Source organism: Ectothiorhodospira magna, assembly GCF_900110965.1.
Lineage (GTDB): Bacteria > Pseudomonadota > Gammaproteobacteria > Ectothiorhodospirales > Ectothiorhodospiraceae > Ectothiorhodospira > Ectothiorhodospira magna.
The window spans coordinates 76,884-99,374 of record NZ_FOFO01000006.1; the positions used below are offsets into that span (position 1 = coordinate 76,884).

At 58.0% G+C, this 22,491-nt stretch carries 19 protein-coding genes and 1 tRNA gene; 15 read left to right on the forward strand and 5 right to left on the reverse strand.

Translation table 11 applies throughout. The annotated features are described in order from the left end of the window. Window positions 1–39 precede the first annotated feature (39 nt). From BMX62_RS03805 to ispF, 6 genes are all read left to right on the forward strand, one after another. Window positions 40–1,692 carry a CTP synthase gene (locus BMX62_RS03805; protein WP_090204572.1) on the forward strand — a complete coding sequence of 551 codons (1,653 nt, stop codon included), beginning with the start codon at window positions 40–42 and terminating at the stop codon, window positions 1,690–1,692. Beyond that, window positions 1,689–2,528 carry a 3-deoxy-8-phosphooctulonate synthase gene (gene kdsA, locus BMX62_RS03810; RefSeq protein ID WP_090204466.1) on the forward strand — a complete coding sequence of 280 codons (840 nt, stop codon included), beginning with the start codon at window positions 1,689–1,691 and terminating at the stop codon, window positions 2,526–2,528. Before BMX62_RS03805 ends, kdsA begins: the two co-directional genes overlap by 4 nt. Before the next feature lie 21 nt (window positions 2,529–2,549). Continuing rightward, window positions 2,550–3,830 (forward strand): phosphopyruvate hydratase, encoded by a 1,281-nt coding sequence (eno, locus tag BMX62_RS03815; protein WP_090204470.1) that lies wholly within the window; start codon window positions 2,550–2,552, stop codon window positions 3,828–3,830. A gap of 99 nt (window positions 3,831–3,929) precedes the next feature. Continuing rightward, window positions 3,930–4,223, forward strand: coding sequence for a cell division protein FtsB (gene ftsB, locus BMX62_RS03820; RefSeq protein WP_090204576.1), 294 nt, complete (start codon window positions 3,930–3,932; stop codon window positions 4,221–4,223). Further along, entirely contained in the window at window positions 4,220–4,939 is a 720-nt protein-coding gene (ispD, locus tag BMX62_RS03825) for a 2-C-methyl-D-erythritol 4-phosphate cytidylyltransferase (protein WP_090204472.1), read from the forward strand. The genes ftsB and ispD overlap by 4 nt, the downstream gene beginning before the upstream one ends. Window positions 4,940–4,966: 27 nt before the next feature. Continuing rightward, the gene (ispF, locus tag BMX62_RS03830; protein WP_090204475.1) at window positions 4,967–5,446 is read left to right on the forward strand and encodes a 2-C-methyl-D-erythritol 2,4-cyclodiphosphate synthase; all 480 of its coding nucleotides are present in this window, start codon (window positions 4,967–4,969) and stop codon (window positions 5,444–5,446) included. Between the two features lie 17 nt (window positions 5,447–5,463). Here the strand turns inward: ispF and mutS are convergent, their stop codons facing one another. Then, window positions 5,464–8,070 carry a DNA mismatch repair protein MutS gene (mutS, locus tag BMX62_RS03835; RefSeq protein ID WP_090204480.1) on the reverse strand — a complete coding sequence of 869 codons (2,607 nt, stop codon included), beginning with the start codon at window positions 8,068–8,070 and terminating at the stop codon, window positions 5,464–5,466. Window positions 8,071–8,216: 146 nt separating this feature from the next. Between mutS and BMX62_RS03840 the strand changes: the two genes are divergently transcribed. The 9 genes from BMX62_RS03840 (at window position 8,217) to BMX62_RS03880 (ending at window position 16,040) form a co-directional block, all read left to right on the forward strand. Further along, window positions 8,217–8,651 carry a host attachment protein gene (locus BMX62_RS03840; RefSeq protein ID WP_090204483.1) on the forward strand — a complete coding sequence of 145 codons (435 nt, stop codon included), beginning with the start codon at window positions 8,217–8,219 and terminating at the stop codon, window positions 8,649–8,651. A gap of 186 nt (window positions 8,652–8,837) precedes the next feature. Continuing rightward, on the forward strand, window positions 8,838–9,134 hold the full coding sequence (locus tag BMX62_RS03845; protein ID WP_090204486.1) for a PilZ domain-containing protein: 297 nt from the start codon (window positions 8,838–8,840) through the stop codon (window positions 9,132–9,134). Beyond that, on the forward strand, window positions 9,134–9,634 hold the full coding sequence (locus BMX62_RS03850) for a CinA family protein (protein ID WP_090204489.1): 501 nt from the start codon (window positions 9,134–9,136) through the stop codon (window positions 9,632–9,634). Before BMX62_RS03845 ends, BMX62_RS03850 begins: the two co-directional genes overlap by 1 nt. Before the next feature lie 271 nt (window positions 9,635–9,905). After that, window positions 9,906–10,940 (forward strand): recombinase RecA, encoded by a 1,035-nt coding sequence (recA, locus tag BMX62_RS03855; protein ID WP_090204493.1) that lies wholly within the window; start codon window positions 9,906–9,908, stop codon window positions 10,938–10,940. After that, a complete protein-coding gene (locus BMX62_RS03860) occupies window positions 10,912–11,433 on the forward strand; it encodes a regulatory protein RecX (RefSeq protein WP_090204497.1) in 522 nt (173 codons plus the stop codon). The genes recA and BMX62_RS03860 overlap by 29 nt, the downstream gene beginning before the upstream one ends. Next, window positions 11,430–14,048 (forward strand): alanine--tRNA ligase, encoded by a 2,619-nt coding sequence (gene alaS, locus BMX62_RS03865; protein WP_090204501.1) that lies wholly within the window; start codon window positions 11,430–11,432, stop codon window positions 14,046–14,048. Before BMX62_RS03860 ends, alaS begins: the two co-directional genes overlap by 4 nt. A 223-nt stretch (window positions 14,049–14,271) precedes the next feature. Further along, the gene (locus BMX62_RS03870) at window positions 14,272–15,501 is read left to right on the forward strand and encodes an aspartate kinase (RefSeq protein WP_090204506.1); all 1,230 of its coding nucleotides are present in this window, start codon (window positions 14,272–14,274) and stop codon (window positions 15,499–15,501) included. A 157-nt stretch (window positions 15,502–15,658) separates the two neighbouring features. Then, a complete protein-coding gene (csrA, locus tag BMX62_RS03875) occupies window positions 15,659–15,844 on the forward strand; it encodes a carbon storage regulator CsrA (protein WP_090204510.1) in 186 nt (61 codons plus the stop codon). A 105-nt stretch (window positions 15,845–15,949) separates the two neighbouring features. Then, window positions 15,950–16,040, forward strand: a tRNA-Ser gene (locus tag BMX62_RS03880). A 102-nt stretch (window positions 16,041–16,142) separates the two neighbouring features. Here BMX62_RS03880 and BMX62_RS03885 read toward each other — a convergent pair. The 4 genes from BMX62_RS03885 to acnB all read right to left on the reverse strand — a co-directional run bounded on the left by BMX62_RS03885 (window position 16,143) and on the right by acnB (window position 22,491). Then, on the reverse strand, window positions 16,143–17,279 hold the full coding sequence (locus BMX62_RS03885) for a transposase (RefSeq protein ID WP_090204516.1): 1,137 nt from the start codon (window positions 17,277–17,279) through the stop codon (window positions 16,143–16,145). A 59-nt stretch (window positions 17,280–17,338) separates the two neighbouring features. Then, window positions 17,339–18,748 (reverse strand): NAD(P)H-binding protein, encoded by a 1,410-nt coding sequence (locus tag BMX62_RS03890; RefSeq protein WP_238375844.1) that lies wholly within the window; start codon window positions 18,746–18,748, stop codon window positions 17,339–17,341. A 51-nt stretch (window positions 18,749–18,799) separates the two neighbouring features. Beyond that, the gene (gene dusA, locus BMX62_RS03895; RefSeq protein WP_274377152.1) at window positions 18,800–19,843 is read right to left on the reverse strand and encodes a tRNA dihydrouridine(20/20a) synthase DusA; all 1,044 of its coding nucleotides are present in this window, start codon (window positions 19,841–19,843) and stop codon (window positions 18,800–18,802) included. A 71-nt stretch (window positions 19,844–19,914) separates the two neighbouring features. After that, the gene (gene acnB / locus BMX62_RS03900; protein WP_090204528.1) at window positions 19,915–22,491 is read right to left on the reverse strand and encodes a bifunctional aconitate hydratase 2/2-methylisocitrate dehydratase; all 2,577 of its coding nucleotides are present in this window, start codon (window positions 22,489–22,491) and stop codon (window positions 19,915–19,917) included.

The following is a 22,491-nucleotide window of genomic DNA, read 5'->3' on the forward strand; positions in this document are numbered from 1 at the left end:
CCTTTGGCGCACTCATTCTCCAATCCCGACGACAATCTCATGACGCGATACGTGTTCATTACAGGGGGCGTGGTGTCTTCCCTGGGTAAAGGCATTGCTGCCGCTTCCCTGGGGACGATCCTTGAGGCCCGTGGTCTCAAGGTCACCATGCTCAAGCTGGACCCCTACATCAACGTGGACCCCGGCACCATGAGTCCGTTCCAGCACGGCGAGGTGTTCGTCACCGAGGACGGCGCGGAAACCGACCTGGACCTGGGCCACTATGAGCGGTTCGTGCGTATCAGGACCAGCCGGCGCAACAACTTCACCACCGGCCAGATCTACGAGAACGTCATCCGCAAGGAGCGTCGGGGTGACTACCTGGGCGGCACCGTGCAGGTCATTCCCCACATCACCGACGAGATCAAGCGCTCGGTGCGGGCCGGGGCCGAAGGGGCCGACATCGCCCTGGTGGAAATCGGCGGCACCGTGGGCGACATCGAATCCCTGCCGTTTCTGGAAGCCATCCGCCAGATGGGGGTGGAACTGGGCAGCGAGAATGTCCTGTACATCCACCTGACCCTGGTGCCCTACATCGCCGCCGCCGGCGAGATCAAGACCAAGCCGACCCAGCATTCGGTGAAGGAACTGCGTTCCATCGGCATCCAGCCCCATATCCTGCTGTGCCGTTCCACCCATCCGCTGCCGGAGGGGGAGCGTCGCAAGATCGCCCTGTTCACCAACGTGGAGGAAAAGGCGGTCATCTCCTCGGTGGACGTGGACAACATCTACAAGATTCCCCTGTGGCTGCATTCCCAGAAGCTGGACGAGATCGTCCTGCGCAAGCTGCACGTGGAGGCCCCGCCGGCGGATCTGTCCGACTGGAAGCACGTGGTCAACGCCATGGAGTTTCCCGAGGCCGAGGTCACCATCGGCATGGTGGGCAAGTATGTGGAACTCACCGAGTCCTACAAGTCCCTCAACGAGGCCCTGACCCACGCCGGCATCCACACCGCCACCAAGGTGAACATCCGCTATATCGACTCCGAACGCCTGGAGACCGCAGGCACCGACTGCCTGGCCGAGGTGGATGCCATCCTGGTGCCCGGCGGCTTCGGCGAGCGGGGTGTGGAGGGCAAGATCGCTGCGGTGCGCCATGCCCGCGAGCACAAGATGCCTTACCTGGGCATCTGCCTGGGGATGCAGGTGGCGGTGATCGAATATGCCCGCAACGTGGCCGGTCTGGAACAGGCCCACAGCACCGAATTCCGTCCCCAGACGCCCCATCCGGTGATCGCCCTGATCACCGAGTGGCAGGATCGGGAAGGCCGGGTGGAACAGCGCAGCGGCGATGACGACCTGGGGGGCACCATGCGCCTGGGCGGCCAGCAGGCCCGTCTGGCGCCGGATTCCCTGGCCCGGCGCGTTTATGGGGCCGAGGTGATCAGCGAACGCCATCGCCACCGTTATGAATTCAACAATCAATATCTGGACATCCTGCAGGATGCTGGACTGGTGATCTCCGGTAAATCCATGGACGGAGCGTTGGTGGAAATGGTGGAGCTGAGGGACCATCCCTGGTTCCTGGCCTGTCAGTTCCACCCGGAATTCACCTCCACCCCCCGGGATGGTCATGCGTTGTTTGCGGGTTTCGTCAAGGCGGCCCGGCTGCATCATGAAAAAGTTTTCAATCAGAGCAAAGCATCCCGATGAAACTCTGTCATTTTCAGGTGGGTCTGGACCAGCCGGTATTTTTGATCTCTGGCCCCTGTGTCATCGAAAGTGAGCAGCTGGCCCTGGACACGGCGGGTCTGCTCAAGGCAATGACCGATCGCCTGGGTATTCCCTTCATCTACAAGTCCTCTTTTGACAAGGCCAACCGGTCTTCTGGTGGCAGTTTTCGCGGCCCTGGCCTGGAAAAGGGGCTGCAGATCCTGGAGACGGTGAAGGCGCAGGTGGGTGTGCCGGTGTTGACCGACGTGCATGAAGACACCCCATTGGCGGAGGTGGCCGCCGTGGTGGACGTATTGCAGACCCCGGCCTTTCTCTGCCGCCAGACCAACTTTATTCGCAACGTGGCGGCCCAGGGGCTGCCGGTGAACCTCAAAAAGGGTCAGTTCCTGGCCCCCTGGGACATGAAACACGTGGTGGACAAGGCCCGCGAGACCGGCAATACCCAGATCATGGTCTGCGAACGGGGGGTGTCCTTTGGTTATAACACCTTAATTTCCGACATGCGTGGTCTGGCCGTGATGCGGGAGACCGGGTGTCCGGTGGTATTTGATGCCACCCATTCGGTGCAACAACCCGGTGGCCGGGGCGCCAGCTCCGGTGGCCAGCGGGAATTCGTGCCGGTCCTGGCACGGGCCGCCGTGGCCTCCGGGGTGGCGGGTCTTTTCATGGAAACCCACCCGGACCCGGACAAGGCCCTGTCCGACGGACCCAATGCCTGGCCCTTGCCCCATCTGGAGGCATTACTGACCACCCTCAAAACCCTTGACACTGTGGTCAAGGCCCAGGGGTTTATCGAACAACAGTGCTTGAATTGACCAACTAGGGGATCATGATCCATGAGTGAAATCGTTGATATTTTGGCCCGCGAGGTGGTGGACTCCCGTGGCAATCCCACCGTCGAAGCCGATGTGAAACTGGGCTCCGGCGCGGTGGGCCGTGCTGCGGTACCTTCCGGCGCCTCTACCGGCTCCCGGGAGGCTCTGGAATTGCGGGATGGTGACGCCCGCTATCTGGGTAAGGGGGTTCGCAAGGCGGTGGCCAATGTGAACAGCGAGATCCGCGAAGCCTTGCTGGGCCTCAAGGCCGCCGATCAGGAGGCCATCGACCGGCGCATGATCGAGCTGGATGGCACCCCTAACAAGGGTCGTCTGGGTGCCAACGCCCTGCTGGCGGTGTCCATGGCTTTGGCCCATGCCAATGCCCGGGACGCAGGACTGCCCCTGTATCGTCACCTGGGGGGTGAGCATGCCACCCTGCTGCCGGTGCCCATGATGAACATCATCAATGGCGGCGCCCATGCCGACAACAGCGTGGACATGCAGGAGTTCATGATTTTGCCCGTGGGGGCCGACAATGTGACCGATGCCATCCGCTATGGTGCTGAAGTCTTTCATGCGCTCAAGTCGGTGCTACATGGCCGGGGGCTGTCCACTGCCGTGGGTGACGAGGGTGGTTTTGCCCCGGATTTGCCCTCCAACGAGGCGGCCATCGAGGCCATTTTGGAGGCCATTGGTCAGGCCGGTTTCACCGCTGGCAAGGATATTTACCTGGGTCTGGATTGTGCCGCGTCCGAGTTCTACAAGGACGGCGCCTATGTGCTGGCCTCCGAAGGCAAGCGCCTGGATGCCGCCGGCATGGTGGAGTTTTTGGCCAACTGGGTGAACCAATACCCCATCATCACCATTGAGGACGGCATGGATGAGGGCGACTGGGACGGTTGGAAGCTGCTCACCCAACGCCTGGGTGACCAGGTGCAGCTGGTGGGGGATGACCTGTTCGTCACCAACACCGAGATCCTGGGCGAGGGCATCGACAAGGGGATCGGCAACTCCATCCTCATCAAGCTCAACCAGATCGGTACCCTCACCGAGACTCTGGAAGCCATCCGCATGGCCCACGATGCCGGCTATACCGCAGTGATTTCCCACCGCTCCGGCGAAACCGAGGATGTCACCATTGCCGATCTGGCTGTGGCCACGGGGGCCGGTCAGATCAAGACCGGCTCTTTGTCCCGTTCTGACCGGGTGGCAAAATACAATCAACTGATTCGTATCGAGGAAATGCTGGGAACCAGCGCCCGCTATGCTGGAAAGACTGCATTCCGGCGTTTAGGCTGATTTCTCCTGACCGCCACCTGGGTCTGCATGATGTCGCTCCGCTGGAGCGGCCCTGGGTGGCGGTTGTTTCCCCTGATGTCACCGGCTGGACTGCCCTGGATGAAATGGCTCATCACCCTGCTGCTGGTGCTCTTTGCGGGCCTCCAGTACAAATTGTGGTTTGGCGAAGGCAGCCTGGTGGAAGTCTGGCAACTGCGTCAGGAACTGGAGATACAGCGGGCGCAGAACGATGAACTGCGCACCCGTAACGAGTCGCTGGAAGCAGAGGTGATCGACCTCAAGACCGGTCTGGACGCCATTGAAGAGCGGGCCAGACGGGAACTGGGGATGATTGCCGAAGATGAGATCTTTTTCCAGGTGGTGGATCGTCACCGCCTTGGCGGACAACGATGACGAAGACGAAAACTCCCGGATTCTGGGCGGTGATTCCCGCCGCTGGTGTGGGTCGCCGCATGGGCGCTGACCGTCCCAAGCAGTACCTGCCCCTGGCCGGGCGCACGGTGCTGGAACATACCCTGGATATTTTTTTCCGGCACCCGCGCATCAGCGGCGTGGTGCTGGTGATCAGTGCCGATGATGGCTGGTTCAAGGATCTGGATATCAAGGCCAACAAGCCCCTGTGGGTGGTGGACGGTGGCACCGAGCGGTGTCATTCCGTGCTCAATGGTCTTGGGGTGCTCATGAACCATGTCGATTCCCAGGACTGGGTGCTGGTGCATGACGCAGCCCGGCCTTGTTTGAGTGATGAGGATCTGGACCACCTGCTCGATACCCTGCATAACGATCCGGTGGGCGGTATCCTGGCCACGCCGGTGCGGGATACCAAGAAGCGGGCCGGACCCGATGGCCGTATCGCCGCCACTGTAGACCGTGGAGCCATGTGGCGGGCCTTCACGCCGCAGATGTTTCGTCTGGGGGCCCTTGAACAGGCCCTGGCCCAGGCGCTGGCCGAGGATTTTTTGGTGACCGACGAGGCCTCGGCCATGGAGCATGCCGGCCAGGCGCCTTTGCTGGTGGAGGGCAGTGCCCGCAATATCAAGATCACCCAGCCGGAAGATCTATCTCTGGCGGCGTTCTATTTGTCCCGGCAGCAAACAACTGGCCATTGAGATTGGGGTTTTTCTTGCGGAGGTTTTATGAAGTTTCGTATCGGTCACGGGTATGACGTCCATGAGTTCATGGCGGGCGATCACCTTGTCATCGGCGGCGTTCAGGTGCCCCATCACAAGGCCTTCAAGGCCCATTCTGATGGGGATGTGCTGATGCACGCGGTGTCCGACGCCATTCTCGGTGCTGCGGCCCTGGGGGATATTGGCCGCCATTTTCCAGACACAGACCCGGCCTACAAGGGGGCCGATAGCCGGGTTTTGCTGCGGGAGGTGCTGGGCAAGATACAGGCCCAGGGCTGGAAGATCGGCAATCTGGATGCCACTTTGGTTGCTCAGGCTCCCAAGATGTCACCCCATGTGGAACAGATGCGGATCAATCTGGCGGCGGATTTGCAGATCGACCTTACCCAGGTGAACGTCAAGGCAACCACCACTGAGCGTCTGGGGTTTGTGGGACGGGAAGAAGGCATTGCAGCCCATGCGGTGGTGATGCTGGTGATGGCATGATCTGGCGGTGATTGCCGTTATTCCTGCAGTAGTGCTGCCAGTTCCTTGAGTCGATACAGGGCCACCAGGGCCTCCCTGGGGGTCATGCCATCCGGGTCCAGTTCATCCACTGCCGTGCGCAGGGCCAGGCTGACAGGGTCAGGGGTCTCCGGGTCTTCTTCATCGTCCATTCCATGATCCACCGGCGGACAGAACAGACTCATCTGCGGCCCTGCTGAACTGTTCAGGCTATGTTGCTCCAGGGCATTGAGGTGTTGACGTGCCCGCCGTATCACCCCTTTGGGGACACCCGCCAGAGCGGCCACATGCAGACCATAACTCTGGTTTGCCGGCCCTGCCTTGACCGCATGGAGAAAGACGATCCGGTCCCCATGTTCCATGGCGTCAATATGCACATTGGCGATGGTGGGATACTGCTCCGGCAGGGCAGTGAGTTCAAAATAGTGGGTGGCAAACAGGCAGAAGGCCCGGTTACGGGTGGCCAGATGTTCGGCGCAGGCCAGGGCCAGGGATAAGCCGTCAAAGGTGCTTGTCCCCCGGCCAATTTCGTCCATCAGCACCAGGCTGTGTTCAGTGGCATGGTTGAGGATGTTGGCCGCTTCGGTCATCTCTACCATGAATGTGGAGCGTCCCGAGGCCAGATCGTCGCTGGCGCCCACCCGGGTAAAAATCCGGTCCACCGGGCCGATGCGGGCCTGTTTTGCCGGAACAAAGCTCCCCACATGGGCCATCAGCACGATCAGGGCCGCCTGGCGCATGTAGGTGGATTTGCCCCCCATGTTGGGGCCAGTGACCACCAGCATACGACGCTTGGAGTCCAGGGTCAGATCGTTGGGTACAAAAGGCTCATCGAGTACCTGCTCCACCACCGGATGGCGTCCACCCTCAATATGCAGACCGGGTTGGTCGGTCAGCTCCGGCGCGGTGAAATCCAGATGATCCGCCCGTTCTGCCAGACTGGCCAGTACATCCAGTTCCGCCAGCGCCTCGGCGCTGCGTCGCAGGGCGGGCAGTGGGTCGTGCAATCGGGTCAGCAATGCTTCATAGAGTTGTTTTTCCCTGGCCAGGGCCCGCTCCCGGGCAGAGAGCACCTTGTCCTCGAACTGCTTGAGTTCCGGGGTAATGAAACGCTCGGCACCTTTTAGGGTCTGGCGTCGGGTATAGTCCTCCGGCGCCCGATCCGATTGTCCCCGACTGATTTCGATGTAGTAGCCATGGACCCGGTTATAAGCCACCTTGAGGTTGTGGATGCCGGTGCGTTTTCGTTCCCGTTGTTCCAGATCCAGCAGAAATTGGTCTGCGTTTTCCGACAGGGTACGCAATTCATCCAATTCGGCATCGTAGCCCTGGGCAATCACTCCGCCGTCCCGGATCAATACCGGGGGTTGATCAATCACCGCTTGCTGCAGCAGTGCCACCACCTGGGGATGGTCGTCAATGGCCTCGGCCAGTTCCCGCAGTCGCACTGCACGCAGGGGATGCAGGATGTCTTGCAGGGTGGGCAGTTCAGCCAGGGAATCCCGCAGGGTAGCCAGATCCCTGGGGCGGGCAGAACCCAGGGCAACCCGGGTCAGAATACGTTCCAGATCACCGATGCGGTGTAACTGGGGTTGTAATTGTTCAAAGGCGCGGGTGTCCACCAGCATCCGGATGGCACCATGTCGTCCTTTAAGGATTTGCCGGTCCCGCAGGGGCTGGTGCAGCCAGCGACATAGCAGCCGGCTGCCCATGGCCGTGACCGTCTGGTCCAGTACCTGAGCCAGGGTATGATCCCGTCCACCGGACAGGTTGGTGGTCAGTTCAAGATTGCGGCGGGTGGCCGCGTCCAGGATGATGCCTTCGTCCCGGCGCAGCACCCCGAGGCCATCAATGTGGGGGAGGGCGGTTTTCTGGGTTTGCTGGGCATAATGCAGCAACGCGCCGGCAGCACCGATGGCCAGGGGCATCTGGTCACAGCCAAAACCGGCCAGATCCCGCGTACCCAACTGACGGGTCAGCAAAGTGCGGGCGGTTTCGGTTTCAAAGTGCCAGGGGGCCAGGCGCCTGATACCGCTCCGTTCTGGTCCTGGCAGGCGCATATCTTCGGGAATCAGCAGTTCAGCCGGTTGTAGCCGTTCCAGTTCTCCCAGCAGAGGTTCTTCGCCTTTGAGTTCCTGGACCTGAAAACGACCGGAGGCCAGATCCAGAATGGCCAATCCGGTATGTTCACCGCGAACCTTGAGGCAAACCAGCAGGTTTTCCCGGCGTTCCTCCAGCAAAGCCTCATCGGTGACCGTGCCAGGGGTGACGATTCGCACCACTTTGCGGGCCACCGGGCCCTTGGTGGTGGCTGGATCTCCCACCTGTTCACACAGGGCGACCGATTCCCCTTGTCGCACCAGTCGTGCCAGGTAGGATTCCGCTGCATGTACCGGAACCCCCGCCATGGGAATCGGCTCACCTCCGGATTGGCCGCGTCGGGTGAGGGTGATATCCAGCAGCCCGGCGGCCCGGACCGCATCTTCAAAGAAGAGTTCGTAAAAGTCTCCCATGCGGTAAAACAGCAAGATATCCGGATGTTCAGCCTTGATTTTCAGGTACTGCTGCATCATCGGAGTATGGGAAGACAGGTCGCTGGTAGTCATCTCAGGTCTATGGCATCGGCGTGAGCGGCGAAGATTACCATGACCGGATCGGGGGAACCTCCTGCCCTGAAATCGTCTAAGCTCATTGAGTGTTAGCGCATTGTTCCTCCCGTGACGCCGGTCACGGGTTTTCTTGCGGAGGGTCTATGACAACATGGGTTATCGTTGCAGATGCGAGTCGGGCCAGGGTGTTCAGTGCCGAAAAGTCCTTCAGTCCCCTGGTGGAAGTGGAAGATCTGGTCCATCCCGAGGCCCGATTGCATGAGCAGGCGTTGCAGTCGGATCGCATGGGCCGGGTCTTTGACAGTGCCGGTGATGGTCGACATGCCATGGGGCGGGAAACGCCGCCTAAAAAGCATGAAGCCATACGTTTTGCCCGCACCCTGTGTGATCGTTTGAACAATGCCCGTGTGACCGGGCAGTTCAGCAAGCTCTACATCATTGCTGCGCCGGCCTTTTTGGGCGCATTGAGAAACTGTATGGATGCAGTGACCCAAAAGTCCGTGGTCGGTGAGATCGACAAGAATCTGACCACCCATGATCCGATGGATATTCGCCGGCAGTTGCCGCAGTTCCTGTGAATCGACTCCGGGGCGAGGCGGTGTAACGCCTCGCCTCCGGGCACATGATGGTCCCATCACTCACCAATCACCCCTCCGGTGCCCCCCTTGATCCAGGGAAATTGTACCGAAGGGGTGAGGCATTCTTGCCCGTCGGGTCAAGGACAGCGCACAATTCACGGGTGACTGAGCCACCGGGGGGGTTGAATGAATTTGAATTTTGACGAAAAGCGGGATTTTCAGCGGTTACAGCTGGATCATCCCATGAAAATCACCGTACTGGACACCGGTCAGACCCTGCAGGGATTGGGTCGGGATCTGAGTGCCACGGGGGTGTCGTTCCGTCTATCCGTGAGTGTGCCTGTAGGGACCACGGTCATGGTCACCATTGATGCCAGCCAACAGCCGGGCGTGTTACCGTTTCAGGTGCAGGCCGAAGTGATCCGGGTCACCCCGGAGGATCAGGGCTATCTGGTGGCGGCACAGATTTCGAGTATGGCCTGATGGTCCACGGTGCCCTGGAGGCGGATTTGGCACAGATGGCCCGCCGGTTGGGAGAACAGATGTGCCACCGGGGTGCGTCGCTGGTGCTGGCGGAGTCCTGCACAGGGGGCTGGATTGCCAAGATCATCACTGATGTGCCGGGATCATCGGCCTGGTTTGACCGAGGATTTGTCACCTACAGTAACCGGGCCAAGACCCAGCAACTGGATGTGCCGCCGACAGTGCTGGACACCTTCGGGGCCGTCAGTCGTGAAACCGTGACTGCCATGGCCACGGGCGCCCTGACCCACAGTGAGGCCCATCTGGCCATTGCCGTCAGTGGTATTGCCGGCCCCGGTGGTGGCACATTATCCCGGCCTGTAGGTACCGTCTGGTTTGCCTGGGCCTGGCGCGGGCAGGACAAAAAGCTTCAGGCCTGTCAGCATCTGCTGGCCGGTGATCGGGAAGCCATCCGCCGTCAGGCGGTGGCACTGGCGCTTCAGGGGGCGCTTGAGCCATGATGGCCGGCGGCATTGGGAATTGGCAATATGCCGGTCCTATGTGGGATAATCCCGCGCCTGTTATCGCGGGACGGAGTTCCCCGTGTGGTATTTACGGACGGTCAACTACCCCCGACTGAAGTCGGGGGCTTGTGAGAGCAAGCCGGGTTGACCAGCCTGAGCCCGCCTGAGCAGGACGCTCGAAAGGGGCTACGTTTTTCGGCGACTGCAGTCCCGCAGCCGCTGAAATCGCGGGTTTCCTTGCGAAGAGGTTATGAAAAGGGGTTTGACGATGGATGAAAATCGCAAGAAGGCGCTCTCTGCGGCACTGAGCCAGATCGAACGTCAGTTCGGTAAGGGCGCGGTCATGCGCATGGGGGATTCCACCGCCGTGCGGGATGTGGAAGTGATTTCCAGCGGCTCTTTGGCGCTGGATATTGCCCTGGGCATCGGTGGCCTGCCCAAGGGGCGGGTGGTGGAGGTTTTCGGCCCGGAGTCTTCAGGCAAGACAACCCTGACCCTGCAGGTGATCGCCGAATGTCAGAAGCTGGGAGGGACGGCGGCTTTTGTGGACGCTGAACATGCCTTGGACCCTTCTTATGCCGCCAAGTTGGGTGTGGATGTGGACAATTTGCTGGTGTCCCAGCCGGATACCGGTGAGCAGGCCCTGGAGATTGCCGACATGCTGGTGCGCTCCAGTGCCGTGGACGTGGTGGTGGTGGACTCTGTGGCTGCCCTGACCCCCAAGGCCGAAATTGAAGGGGAAATGGGGGATGCCCATGTGGGTTTGCAGGCCCGGCTGATGTCCCAGGCCCTGCGCAAACTCACCGCCAACATCAAGCGCTCCAACACGCTGGTGATTTTTATCAACCAGATCCGCATGAAGATCGGTGTCATGTTTGGCAACCCGGAAACCACCACCGGGGGCAATGCCCTGAAATTTTATTCCTCCGTGCGCCTGGAGATTCGCCGTACCGGTGCGATCAAGAAAGGTGACGAGATGGTGGGTAATGAAACCCGGGTCAAGGTGGTCAAGAACAAGATGGCCCCCCCATTTCGGGAGGCCCATTTCGAAATTCTTTATGGCGAAGGTATCTCCCGGCTCGGCGAGGTGATCGAGATGGGCGTCAAGGACGGCATCGTGGACAAGGCCGGTGCCTGGTACAGTTACAACGGTGAGCGCATTGGTCAGGGCAAGGATAACGCCCGTAATTTCCTCAAGGAGCGACCGGAAATCGCCACCGATATCGAGAACCAGATTCGGGAACGGCATCTGCCCAAGCGCGGGACACCAGAGCATGAGCCTGAAGTTCCGGCAGAAGAGTAAGGTTGCCGGGACGGCGGAGGAGGCCGCTGTCCGGCTCTTGTCCCGTCGGGAACATTCGCGCCAGGAACTACGAGCCAAGCTGACCGAAAGAGGGCTGGTTCCCCAGGCGGTGGATGACGCCCTGGAACGGCTGGCATCCCAGGGGTTGGTCAGCGATGAACGGTTCACGGAGGGCTTTATCAGGCACCGTATCGGGCAGGGTCATGGCCCGATACGCATTAGTGCAGATCTGCGGCAACGGGGTGTTGCCGAATCGCTGGTGCAGATTGCCCTGGAAGCCGCTGAAGCTGATTGGGAAGCCTTGGCCCATGACACCCGTGCACGCCGTTTTGGGCCAGAGTCTCCCGGAGATTACCGGGAACGCAGCAAGCAGATGCGTTTTTTGCAATATCGAGGATTCCCCACGGACATCATACGCCGTGTTGTCAACGACTCTGCCCTTGAAGGACGGGGTTTCTCGCGCGAAATGATGAGCGACGAAGACAAGACATGAAAAGCACTGACATACGAAGCAGTTTCCTCGAATATTTCCATTCCAAGGGACATGATGTTGTCTCTTCCAGTCCGCTGGTGCCGGGAAATGACCCCACCTTGTTGTTCACCAATGCGGGAATGGTGCAGTTCAAGGATGTCTTCCTGGGGCGCGAAAGTCGTCCCTATCGTCGCGCCACCACTTCCCAGCGTTGTGTGCGCGCTGGCGGCAAGCATAATGATCTGGAAAATGTCGGTTATACGGCCCGTCATCATACCTTCTTCGAGATGCTGGGTAATTTCAGCTTCGGCGATTACTTCAAACGTGACGCCATTCACTATGCCTGGGAATATCTTACCGTCATCTTAAAGATGCCCCCTGAACGTCTTTGGGTCACGGTGTACCAGACCGACGACGAGGCATACGATATCTGGACCCGTGAGGTGGGCATTCCTCTTCATCGTATCACCCGTATCGGCGACAAGCCCGGCGGTGGTTCCGACAATTTCTGGCAGATGGGGGATACCGGTCCCTGTGGTCCCTGTACCGAAATTTTCTACGATCACGGCCCCCAGGTCTGGGGTGGTCCACCGGGTTCTCCCGAGGAGGACGGTGACCGTTACATCGAGATCTGGAATCTGGTCTTCATGCAGTATGACCGGGATCAGGACGGTCGCCTCAATCCCCTGCCCAGGCCCTCGGTAGACACGGGCATGGGGCTGGAGCGTCTGGCGGCAGTGATGCAGGGGGTCCACTCCAACTATGATATTGACCTGTTCCAGCACCTGCTGGCTGCCGTTGGGCGGTTGGCGGGGACCACGGATACCCGGTCGCCTTCCTTCAGGGTGATCGCCGATCATATCCGGTCCTGCTGCTTCATGATTGCCGATGGTGTCATGCCTGCCAACGATGGCCGGGGTTATGTGTTACGTCGAATTATTCGTCGTGCTGCCCGGCATGGTCACAAACTGGGTTTGAGTGAACCTTTTTTCCATCGCCTGGTGACCCCTTTGGTGGAGGTGATGGGCGACGCCTACCCGGAATTGATCAAGACCCAAGACCAGGTGGCGCAGGTATTGTTGCTGGAGGAGCAGCGATTCCAGGAGACTTTGGAACATGGTCTCAAGCATCTGGAGGAAGGGCTTGGCCGGATTATCGACAAGACCATTCCCGGTGGTCTGGTGTTCAAGCTCTACGATACCTATGGATTCCCCGTGGACCTGACTGGCGATATTGCCCGGGAAAAGGGATTGGCACTGGACATGGCCGGTTTTGAACATGAAATGGAACGGCAGCGTGATCGCGCCCGGGCGGCCAGTACCTTTAAGGTGGCTGACGTGGGGGCCATGGCAGTTGGGGTGGCGGATTCGGAGTTTGTCGGTAACGAGGTGATGGCTGTGGATGCCCAGGTGGTGCGTCTGGCCGCCGGTCCCCAGCGTCAGATCTGTGAAGTGCTTGAAGAATCGGCAGAGGGCAGTGTGGTACTTGACACCACCCCGTTCTATGCCGAGTCCGGTGGTCAGGTGGGTGATACCGGGGTCATAGAAGGGCCTGAGGGTGAGTTTCAGGTCACCGATACCATCAAGCAGGGCGGTGTTTTTATTCACCACGGACGGATGCTGCGAGGACGACTGCGTAGCGGTGATGCAGTGTGTACCCGGATCAACGAGGATCGGCGTCAGGCGGTGGTGCTGAACCATTCAGCCACCCACCTGCTGCATGCCGCGCTACGTGAGGTGCTGGGAGACCATGTGCAGCAAAAGGGTTCCCTGGTGGCCCCGGACCGACTGCGATTTGACTTCTCCCATTTTGAGCCGCTGACCCAGGCCCAGATTGAGCAGCTGGAGGCTACAGTCAACCGGGCCATTCGTGCCAATGTGGCGGCAGAGGCCCGGGTCATGCCTATCAAGGAAGCCTTGGCTGCCGGTGCTGTGGCCCTGTTTGGCGAAAAATATGGCGATGAGGTGCGGGTACTGTCCCTGGGCGGATTTTCTACTGAACTGTGCGGCGGTATTCATGTCCGGCGTACCGGTGATATTGGTGTGTTCAAGATTCTCACCGAAGGTGGTGTCGCAGCAGGCATCCGTCGCATTGAGGCGGTCACCGGAGACAATGCCCTTCAGTACATCAAAGAAACGGAGCAGCACCTTGCCCAGGTGGCTGCCCTGTTGCGCGGTGGTCGAGGTGAACTGACGGACAAGCTCCAGCAGATGCTTGACCGGAACCGGTTACTGGAGAAAGAACTGGAAACCATCAAGGCCAAGATGGCCTCCCAGGCTGGTTCCAGCCTGTCGGATCAGGCTGTTGAGATCAATGGCGTCAAGGTGCTGGCCGCCTGCCTGGAGGGGGCTGACCCCAAATCCTTGCGGGATACAGTGGACCAGCTCAAGCATAAGCTGGGTGAGGCAGTGATTGTGTTGGCCACGGTTCAGGATGGCAAGGTCAGTCTGGTGGCCGGCGTCACCAAAGGGCAGATCAAACGGATCAAGGCCGGAGAACTGGTCAATCAGGTTGCCCAGCAGATTGGTGGTCGTGGTGGTGGCCGGCCAGACATGGCAATGGCAGGAGGTACTCGGCCTGAGGAATTGGATCAGGCGCTTGCCTCCGTTACAGCCTGGGTTCAGGCCCGTTTTTGACGCCGATCGATTGTTGGCCCACACTGTTTGACAGTGGCACCGTCACCGCCGCCTGCTGCAACCATCAGCCAGCTGCGGTGATCCCTTTTAAACCCGATGGATACAGGAGGACGTGAGCAGGGCCGCGTGATCGTGCTATATACGATACACTCTCCCTCCCTGTCCTTGAAGGATGGGGTTTCTCGCGGAAAATGATGACAGGCCTCTATCAAAGTAAAAAACTATGTCCTTGATCGTCCAAAAATACGGTGGTACTTCGGTCGGTAGCGTGGAGCGCATCCAGAATGTGGCCGATAGAGTCATAGCTGCCCGTCGTCAGGGGCATGAACTGGTGGTGGTGGTTTCTGCCATGAGTGGCGAGACTGACCGACTGCTGGGGCTGGCCAGGGGTATTCGTGCCAACATTGATGGCCGTGAACTGGATGTACTGCTGTCCACGGGAGAGCAGGTCACCATCGCCCTGCTGGCCATGGCTCTGGAGGCCAAGGGCTGTCCAGCCCGTTCCTACACGGGTGCCCAGGTCCAGATTCTTACCGACAGCGCCCATAACAAGGCCCGTATTCGGGACATTGATGGCGCCAGGGTGCGGCGGGATCTGGCCGATGGCAAGGTGGTGGTGGTGGCTGGATTTCAGGGGGTGGACGAGATGGGTAATATCACCACCTTGGGTCGTGGCGGCTCCGACACCACCGCCGTTGCCCTGGCCACCGCCCTTAAAGCCGATGAATGCCAGATCTTCACCGACGTGGACGGGGTGTACACCACAGACCCCCGCGTTGTACCTAAGGCCCGCCGACTGGACCGCATCACCTTTGAGGAGATGCTGGAAATGGCCAGTCTGGGGTCCAAGGTTTTGCAGATACGTGCCGTCGAGTTTGCCGGCAAATACAATGTACCGCTGCGTGTTTTATCTTCATTTCAGGAAGGAGAGGGCACGCTCATCACTTTTGAGGAAGAGAGCATGGAGCAGGCGCTCATTTCCGGGATCGCCTTCAATCAAAATGAAGCCCAGCTCACTGTGGCTGGAGTTCCCGACCAGCCTGGTGTGGCTTACCGGCTGCTTGGTGCCGTGGCCGATGCCAACATTGAGGTGGACATGATTGTCCAGAATGTGGGGGCTGACGGTACCACAGACTTCACTTTCACTGTCCATCGGAATGATTTTGAAAAAGCGCTGGGTATCGTTCATTCCCGGGCCGAGGCACTCGGTGCCCGTCAGGTGACTGGCGACGACAAGATCGTCAAGATCTCCATTGTCGGGGTGGGTATGCGGTCCCATGCCGGTATCGCCAGCAAGATGTTCGAGGCCTTGGCGGCTGAGGGCATCAATATTCGCATGATTTCCACTTCCGAAATCAAGATCTCCGTGGTAGTGGATGAAAAGTATCTGGAACTTGGGGTGCGTGCCCTGCACGATGCCTTTGAGCTGGAACAGCCCCGTTCCGGTCAGTAATCAGACGCTGGTAAACGAATTGCTGGCGAATGATGGGCGCATCTGGATGGATGCGTTTCCTGGAAGTAAAGCACCGGACTTGAGCCGGCGCCCACCAGACCGCAGAGTCTGGATCAAAAAACACACACGGTGATTGAATCAGTTTGGAGAAAGGAAAATGCTTATCTTAACTCGCAGGGTTGGTGAAACCCTCATGATCGGAGACGAGGTGACTGTAACGGTCCTTGGTGTCAAGGGTAATCAGGTGCGTGTCGGCATCAATGCCCCCAAGGATGTTGCTGTTCATCGTGAGGAAATCTACGAGCGCATCCAGCGCGAACAGGAAGCGGAAGGCAGTTCCTGATTTTTTGTGTTTTGGGACTTTACGAAAAGTCATCTTTGAAGTAGTATAGTGGCTTGCCGTCGATATCAGGGAAGTAAAGGCGGCAAGCAATAAGAGACAGTACACGGAGAGATGGCCGAGTGGTCGAAGGCGCTCCCCTGCTAAGGGAGTATGGGTCAAAAGCCCATCGAGGGTTCGAATCCCTCTCTCTCCGCCAATTTTTCAAAAAACCCCCTGATTCAAGGGGGTTTTTGCGTTTATCTATTCGGTAAAAATCTCCGACCGCAGAACATCTCAACCATGGCTTGTCTGTACCGAATCAGGCTGCCTTTGGGTTGAAGACCTTTCTGGCAATGGCTATGCCCCGTATCCTCTGCTTTCTTTTTCTAGCCGCCAGTTCGCACAGCGATTCCACCGTACCGATAACATGGCCGAAAGATTTGAGCATTTTGGCTGATTCAGTGACAAAGGTTTCAGTATTCATCCCCATCTGCAACAGGAGGCGAGGCGTTTTCTCCGGGATATGGCCTGGTTTCATGGGATGGATGCAACGCCCCAAGGTATCAACCAACTCCAAATAATCCTCAAAGCCAAAAGGAATGGCGACTTCGAACTGTGCGGTGGGATCAAAGGGCATGAGTGGGGCGGGTTGTAACGATTTGAGGTATTTTTCTGAGCGAAGTTTTCCGGTTTCGGCTGCGTGATCCTCGCTGGTACCAGTAGTCAAGGGCGCGGGGGAAACGATTTCATCCAGGTTTTCGGTGGTTTGAGAGGTATTGGACGTTGTTTTTACGGGCAGTGCTGGTGTTTTGGTGACGTTACGAATGCGGCGGGCTATACCCGTAAATTCACAACTCTTTAGATCCGCTGCGATTCCGGCACGCACAGGATTTAGATCCACGTAGGCCATGGCGGCCAGCAGGGCTTTTTCATCCAGCAGGGCCTGACTTTTGAAGCGTCCTTCCCAGAAACGCCCCTTGACACCATCTTCCTGGTTAGCTTGGCGGGCAATGGACTCGTTGAGCACGCGCATGAACCAGGACAGATCGTGTAATCGTGCCCGATACAATGTCGCATATTCCTCCACCTGGGCAAGTTCTGCCGCAGAGAGAGATTCTGGACCTTTTTCAAGGTAGTTCTGGACGCATGAAGGCCCGTTAAAGAGCTGTGTCCAACGCGTTAAAACCTCATTCGTGCCCCATTGCATGCCTCGACTGGCATCAATGCGCAACACGATGTGGTAGTGATTGGACATGACTGCATAGGCGGCAATATCGACGGCAAAGATACCCGACAAAGCCAGCATGCGTTCCTCGATCCACCCTCGACGGTGCCCATAATCCATGCCGGTCAGCTGGTCTCGACCACACAGAAAAGCTCGCCTTACACACCGGCTGACTACGTGGTACCAGGGGGTGTCGGAAAGGCAGACTTGTTGGTGACGAGGTTGAGCCATACCTGCATCCTAGCACCCATCGCCGAGATTTTCAATAAAGTGGGTGTCCAATTAAAAAATCACCGACTCAAACGAAAAAGATGACGCTGATAACTCAACATCACTAAAAAATGAGCGAAAGCCTGAGTAAAAAGGTAGAGATACCAAGGCAAAGAAGGGGCAAAGTCATGAATGGCGGCCATGGTGTAACGACCGCCCAAAACACTTTGAAATTCAAATCTACCATGATTTTCGTGTTTTTTAGCCAATAAACCACCGATAATTCGGTAAATTTGTCGATCTGAAGTCCCCTTGAGGACATCCCGTTCCAATTCAAGCAACAGTAACCTACCTGGACGCAAATAGATCTGATAACCAATATCTTCACCAGTTTGCGAATCAATGCGAATGACTGTCTCTACAAAAGGACGGCAGCAACTGCCCAGCCAACGAAAATAATTACCAGCCACCCAAGCTGCATCTTGTCCAGGAGGCTGAATAATGCGCTGAATGGAACGTACTCGACTGGCCTTTCTGATTTCTCTCTGGGCCATCTTGATCATTGGATCTCTAGGGCTGGGAAGTAATTTCTTACGAGAGTGATCGAGCGACTCATCAAGTGCTTGCTCAAAAGAAATTGCTTCCTGATCAACAAAGCGTTGCAAAGCACTGTCCTTGAATTGAACCTCCAAAGGCAAACTTTCCATTACAGGGGCCACCAAAGCCTTGGGTGTCCTCGTAATCCACCGTACAGCCCAGGTTGCCAAGGTATTGGGCATCCAGGGCAAGGTTAAAAATCGTCTCCGCAGCCCCAGTAACCGCGCCGTGATACGCAGCATTTCCTCGTAGCTGAGACAATCAGGGCCCCCTAAATCAAAATGCCCCTGATACTGTTCAGGCTTCCCCAATGTATGCCGAATGGCCCGAATCAGATCCACAAGTGCAATGGGACGGGTTCGACGAGAAGTACCAGGCGGCAGAGTGATGATTCCAATACGTCGTACCAACTCCACCATAAGTCGACAAGCAGAACCGCCCGGCCCTACCACTAATCCAGCCCGCAAGATAGTTACAGGTATACCATGGCCTGTCAGGGCCATTTCCACCTCTCGGCGACTCCACAGCAATGTGGAAATACGAAAGGTATCGGGCATCAGGCCACTCACGAAGATAATGTGTTTAACATTATTGGCTGCAGCAGCACGAGCAAAATTATCGCCCAGTATCAAATCCATATCCCTTGGTGCAGCTTGGGTCAGTCTTGATGAAGGCGCCAGGGAATGAACAAGATAAATAGCATAATCACAACCCTTGAGAGCATCAGTGAGTTCTGGCAGGTGATAAAGATCGCAATGCCGCCAGGTCACACCAGAAACCTCAGGCTGGCTCTGAGCATGGACTTGAGAACGAGTCAAGGCTGTGACCGCATAATCTTGAGCCAGTTCACGGCACAAGGCTGCACCAATAAAACCACTGGCACCAGCAATCATGACACGTGGCGAGCGTACAGAGGTATCGATTGAAGACATCGGACAAGCCTACTATATTTTTGAAACTTGGTCTGCAGCCTGGCAAATGACCTCTACACCAGCCCCAGGACGGTGAGCATGTTCACTCAAATATCGCCGCCAGGCCCGGGCACCCGGACGACCTTGAAATAGACCCAGAATATGCCGGGTCATGGCCTGCAGGGGTGTTCCTGCGGACAGATTGGCTTCTACATAAGGTAAAAATTGTGCAATGACTTCATGGGGTGATTGTACTGCAGGCCGCTTGCCATACAGGATTGGATCCACTTCGGACAACAACCAGGGATGGTAATAGGCTTCCCGTCCCACCATGACGCCATCCACTTGGGTGAATTGCTCACGACAAGCGTCCAGGGAAGTGAGGCCACCATTAAGGATGATCTCCAAATGAGGAAAGGCCTGCTTGAGACGATAAACCCGCTCATAACATAAGGGCGGAATTTCTCGATTTTCCTTGGGACTAAGGCCCTGCAACCAAGCCTTGCGAGCGTGAACAATGAATCGGGTACAGCCAGCACCAGCCACAGTAGCTACAAATTGATGTAAGTACGCCTCACTGTCCAGATCATCAATACCAATGCGATGTTTCACAGTGACCGGAATATCCACTGCCGCCTGCATGGTGGCTACACACTCGGCCACCAGTTGAGGCTCTGCCATGAGGCAAGCCCCAAAGCGACCGGCACTTACCCGGCCCGAAGGGCATCCAACATTAAGATTAATTTCATCATAACCCGCTTCAGATCCGAAACGGGCACATTGGGCCAGTGCCTGGGGGTCAGAGCCCCCCAATTGCAAAGCAATCGGGTGTTCCGCTGGGTCAAAATTCAGCAAATAATCACGATCTCCGTGAAGCAGCGCTGCTGTAGTTACCATCTCTGTGTAGAGAAAGGCATGGCGTGAAATCAGACGCAGAAAATACCGACAATGCCGGTCAGTCCAGTCCATCATCGGTGCCACACAGAAGCGATGGTGCCCGCTTTTCTTTATTTTATCTGCAGTTGCAGGTGATTGTGTGCTGGTTTCAGCGGCCCATTTCTGCTGCATTTTATCCATTCAAGATGCTAAGAAAATCCCCGGCCTTAAGGCCGGGGAGGTTACAAATGGAACGACGATGAAAAAAAGGACTAGGCAGGAACCAACGGAATTACTTTCCGCGCCGCTTCCTCATACTCAGGCAACTGATCGAAGTTGAGATAACGATAGATCTCTGCAGCCATGGTATTCAGACCAGCAGCCTGTTCCATGTACTCCTCTACGGTAGGCAGGCGGCCCAGAACAGCAGCTACCGCTGCCAGTTCTGCAGAGGCCAGGAAAACATCGGCCCCATCCCCTAGACGGTTGGGGAAGTTACGGGTGGAGGTGGATACCACCTTGGCACCAGGTGCTACCCGGGCCTGATTGCCCATGCACAGGGAGCAACCCGGCATCTCGGTGCGAGCACCAGCACGACCATAAATGCCATAATAGCCTTCTTCCGTCAGTTGGCGCTGATCCATGCGGGTGGGCGGAGACAGCCACAGACGAGTAGGCATCTGGCCCTGGAATTTCTCCAACAGCTTACCGGCGGCGCGGAAGTGACCAATGTTGGTCATGCAGGAACCGATGAACACTTCGTCGATCTTGCCGCCAGCCACTTCCGACAGCAAACGGGCATCATCAGGATCATTCGGGGCACAGAGGATCGGCTCCTTGATCTGGTTCAGATCGATCTCGATCACCGCCGCATACTCGGCATCCGCGTCAGCCCGCATCAGGCTGGGGTTAGCCAGCCACTCTTCCATGGCCTTGGCGCGACGCTCCAGGGTCCGGGGATCACCATAGCCGTTGGCGATCATCCAGCGCAGCATGGTGACGTTGGAGCGCAGGTATTCAGCCACCCGAGCTTCGGACAGGGCGATGGTACAGCCACCGGCGGAACGCTCGGCAGAGGCATCGGACAGTTCGAATGCCTGCTCCACCGTCAGATCGTCTAGTCCCTCAATTTCCAGAATGCGACCAGAGAAGATGTTTTTCTTGCCCTTCTTCTCTACTGTCAATAGCCCCTGCTGGATGGCCGCATGGGGAATGGCGTGGACCAGATCCCGCAGGGTGATGCCGGGCTGACGCTCACCCTTGAACCGCACCAACACTGATTCAGGCATATCCAGAGGCATCACGCCGGTAGCTGCGGCAAAGGCCACAAGACCAGAGCCTGCCGGAAAGGAGATGCCAATGGGGAAACGAGTATGGGAGTCACCGCCGGTACCCACAGTATCGGGCAGCAGCATGCGGTTCAGCCAGGAGTGGATAATGCCGTCCCCCGGACGCAGGGAGACACCGCCCCGGTTCATGATGAAGTCCGGCAGGGTGTGATGGGTCTGCACGTCCACCGGCTTGGGATAAGCGGCAGTGTGGCAGAAGGACTGCATCACCAGATCGGCCTGGAAGCCCAGGCAGGCCAGGTCCTTGAGCTCATCCCGGGTCATGGGGCCGGTGGTATCCTGGGAACCCACGGTGGTCATCCGTGGCTCACAGTAGGTGCCGGGGCGAATGCCGGCTACACCGCAGGCCTTGCCCACCATCTTCTGGGCCAGGGTGAACCCCTTGCCGCTGTCCACCGGGGCCTGGGGCCGCTGGAACACATCGGAGGCCGGCAGGTTCAAGGCTTCACGGGCACGGTCGGTCAGGCCACGACCGATAATCAGAGGAATCCGGCCACCGGCGCGGACCTCGTCCAGCATCACCGGAGAGCGCAGTTCAAAAGTGGTGATCACCTCGTCGCTGCCGTGACGGCAAACCTTGCCATCATGGGGATAGATGTCTACCACATCGCCCATGTTCAGCTCATTGACGTCCAGTTCGATAGGCAGGGCACCAGCATCTTCCATGGTATTAAAGAAGATAGGGGCAATCTTGCCCCCCAGGCAAACGCCACCAAAGCGTTTGTTGGGTACATAGGGGATATCATCGCCGATGTACCAGAGCACCGAGTTGGTGGCGGACTTTCGGGAGGAGCCGGTACCCATCACGTCACCCACCAGGGCCACGGGATGCCCTTTCTGCTTGAGTGCCTCGATCTGTTCCTGGGCATTGGTGATGCCTTCACGGGGCATCTTGTACATGGCCTTGGCGTGAAGCGGAATATCCGGGCGGCTCCAGGCATCGGGGGCCGGGGACAGATCATCGGTGTTGGTCTCACCGGGAACCTTGAAGAGGGTCACGGTCATTTTCTGGGGTACGGCAGGGCGGCTCAGGAACCATTCAGCATCGGCCCAGGACTGCATCACGCTCTGGGCATGGCTGTTTCCGGCTTTGGCCCGTTCTTCCACATCGTGGAAGGCATCAAACATGAGCAGGGTGTGCTTGAGTTCCTTGGCAGCAGCCGGGGCCAGCGTGGCATCGTCCAGCAGTTCCACAAGGGTGGAGATATTGTAGCCGCCCTGCATGGTACCCAGCAGTTCCACAGCGCGGGTACGGTCGATCAAGGGAGAACTGGCTTCTCCCTTGGCCACAGCAGACAGGAAACCGGCCTTGACATAGGCGGCTTCGTCCACACCGGGGGGAACGCGATGGGTAATGAGATCCAGGAGAACATCTTCCTCGCCAGCAGGCGGGTTTTTGAGCAGTTCCACCAGTTGGGCGGTCATCTCCGCATCCAGGGGTTTGGGTACCACCCCCTCAGCAGCACGTTCCTGGACATGTTGACGATAAGCTTCAAGCAC

Bases quoted from the DNA above. Each gene is read 5' to 3' on its own strand.
- kdsA (WP_090204466.1), top strand. From the start codon at position 1,689: ATGAAACTCTGTCATTTTCAGGTGGGTCTGGACCAGCCGGTATTTTTG.
- ispD (WP_090204472.1), top strand. From the start codon at position 4,220: ATGACGAAGACGAAAACTCCCGGATTCTGGGCGGTGATTCCCGCCGCT.
- BMX62_RS03840 (WP_090204483.1), top strand. From the start codon at position 8,217: ATGACAACATGGGTTATCGTTGCAGATGCGAGTCGGGCCAGGGTGTTC.
- BMX62_RS03845 (WP_090204486.1), top strand. From the start codon at position 8,838: ATGAATTTGAATTTTGACGAAAAGCGGGATTTTCAGCGGTTACAGCTG.
- ispF (WP_090204475.1), top strand. From the start codon at position 4,967: ATGAAGTTTCGTATCGGTCACGGGTATGACGTCCATGAGTTCATGGCG.
- BMX62_RS03860 (WP_090204497.1), top strand. From the start codon at position 10,912: ATGAGCCTGAAGTTCCGGCAGAAGAGTAAGGTTGCCGGGACGGCGGAG.
- BMX62_RS03870 (WP_090204506.1), top strand. From the start codon at position 14,272: ATGTCCTTGATCGTCCAAAAATACGGTGGTACTTCGGTCGGTAGCGTG.
- alaS (WP_090204501.1), top strand. From the start codon at position 11,430: ATGAAAAGCACTGACATACGAAGCAGTTTCCTCGAATATTTCCATTCC.
- eno (WP_090204470.1), top strand. From the start codon at position 2,550: ATGAGTGAAATCGTTGATATTTTGGCCCGCGAGGTGGTGGACTCCCGT.
- csrA (WP_090204510.1), top strand. From the start codon at position 15,659: ATGCTTATCTTAACTCGCAGGGTTGGTGAAACCCTCATGATCGGAGAC.
- BMX62_RS03885 (WP_090204516.1), bottom strand. From the start codon at position 17,279: ATGGCTCAACCTCGTCACCAACAAGTCTGCCTTTCCGACACCCCCTGG.
- BMX62_RS03890 (WP_238375844.1), bottom strand. From the start codon at position 18,748: ATGATTGCTGGTGCCAGTGGTTTTATTGGTGCAGCCTTGTGCCGTGAA.
- recA (WP_090204493.1), top strand. From the start codon at position 9,906: ATGGATGAAAATCGCAAGAAGGCGCTCTCTGCGGCACTGAGCCAGATC.
- dusA (WP_274377152.1), bottom strand. From the start codon at position 19,843: ATGGATAAAATGCAGCAGAAATGGGCCGCTGAAACCAGCACACAATCA.
- ftsB (WP_090204576.1), top strand. From the start codon at position 3,930: ATGAAATGGCTCATCACCCTGCTGCTGGTGCTCTTTGCGGGCCTCCAG.
- mutS (WP_090204480.1), bottom strand. From the start codon at position 8,070: ATGACTACCAGCGACCTGTCTTCCCATACTCCGATGATGCAGCAGTAC.
- BMX62_RS03850 (WP_090204489.1), top strand. From the start codon at position 9,134: ATGGTCCACGGTGCCCTGGAGGCGGATTTGGCACAGATGGCCCGCCGG.
- BMX62_RS03805 (WP_090204572.1), top strand. From the start codon at position 40: ATGACGCGATACGTGTTCATTACAGGGGGCGTGGTGTCTTCCCTGGGT.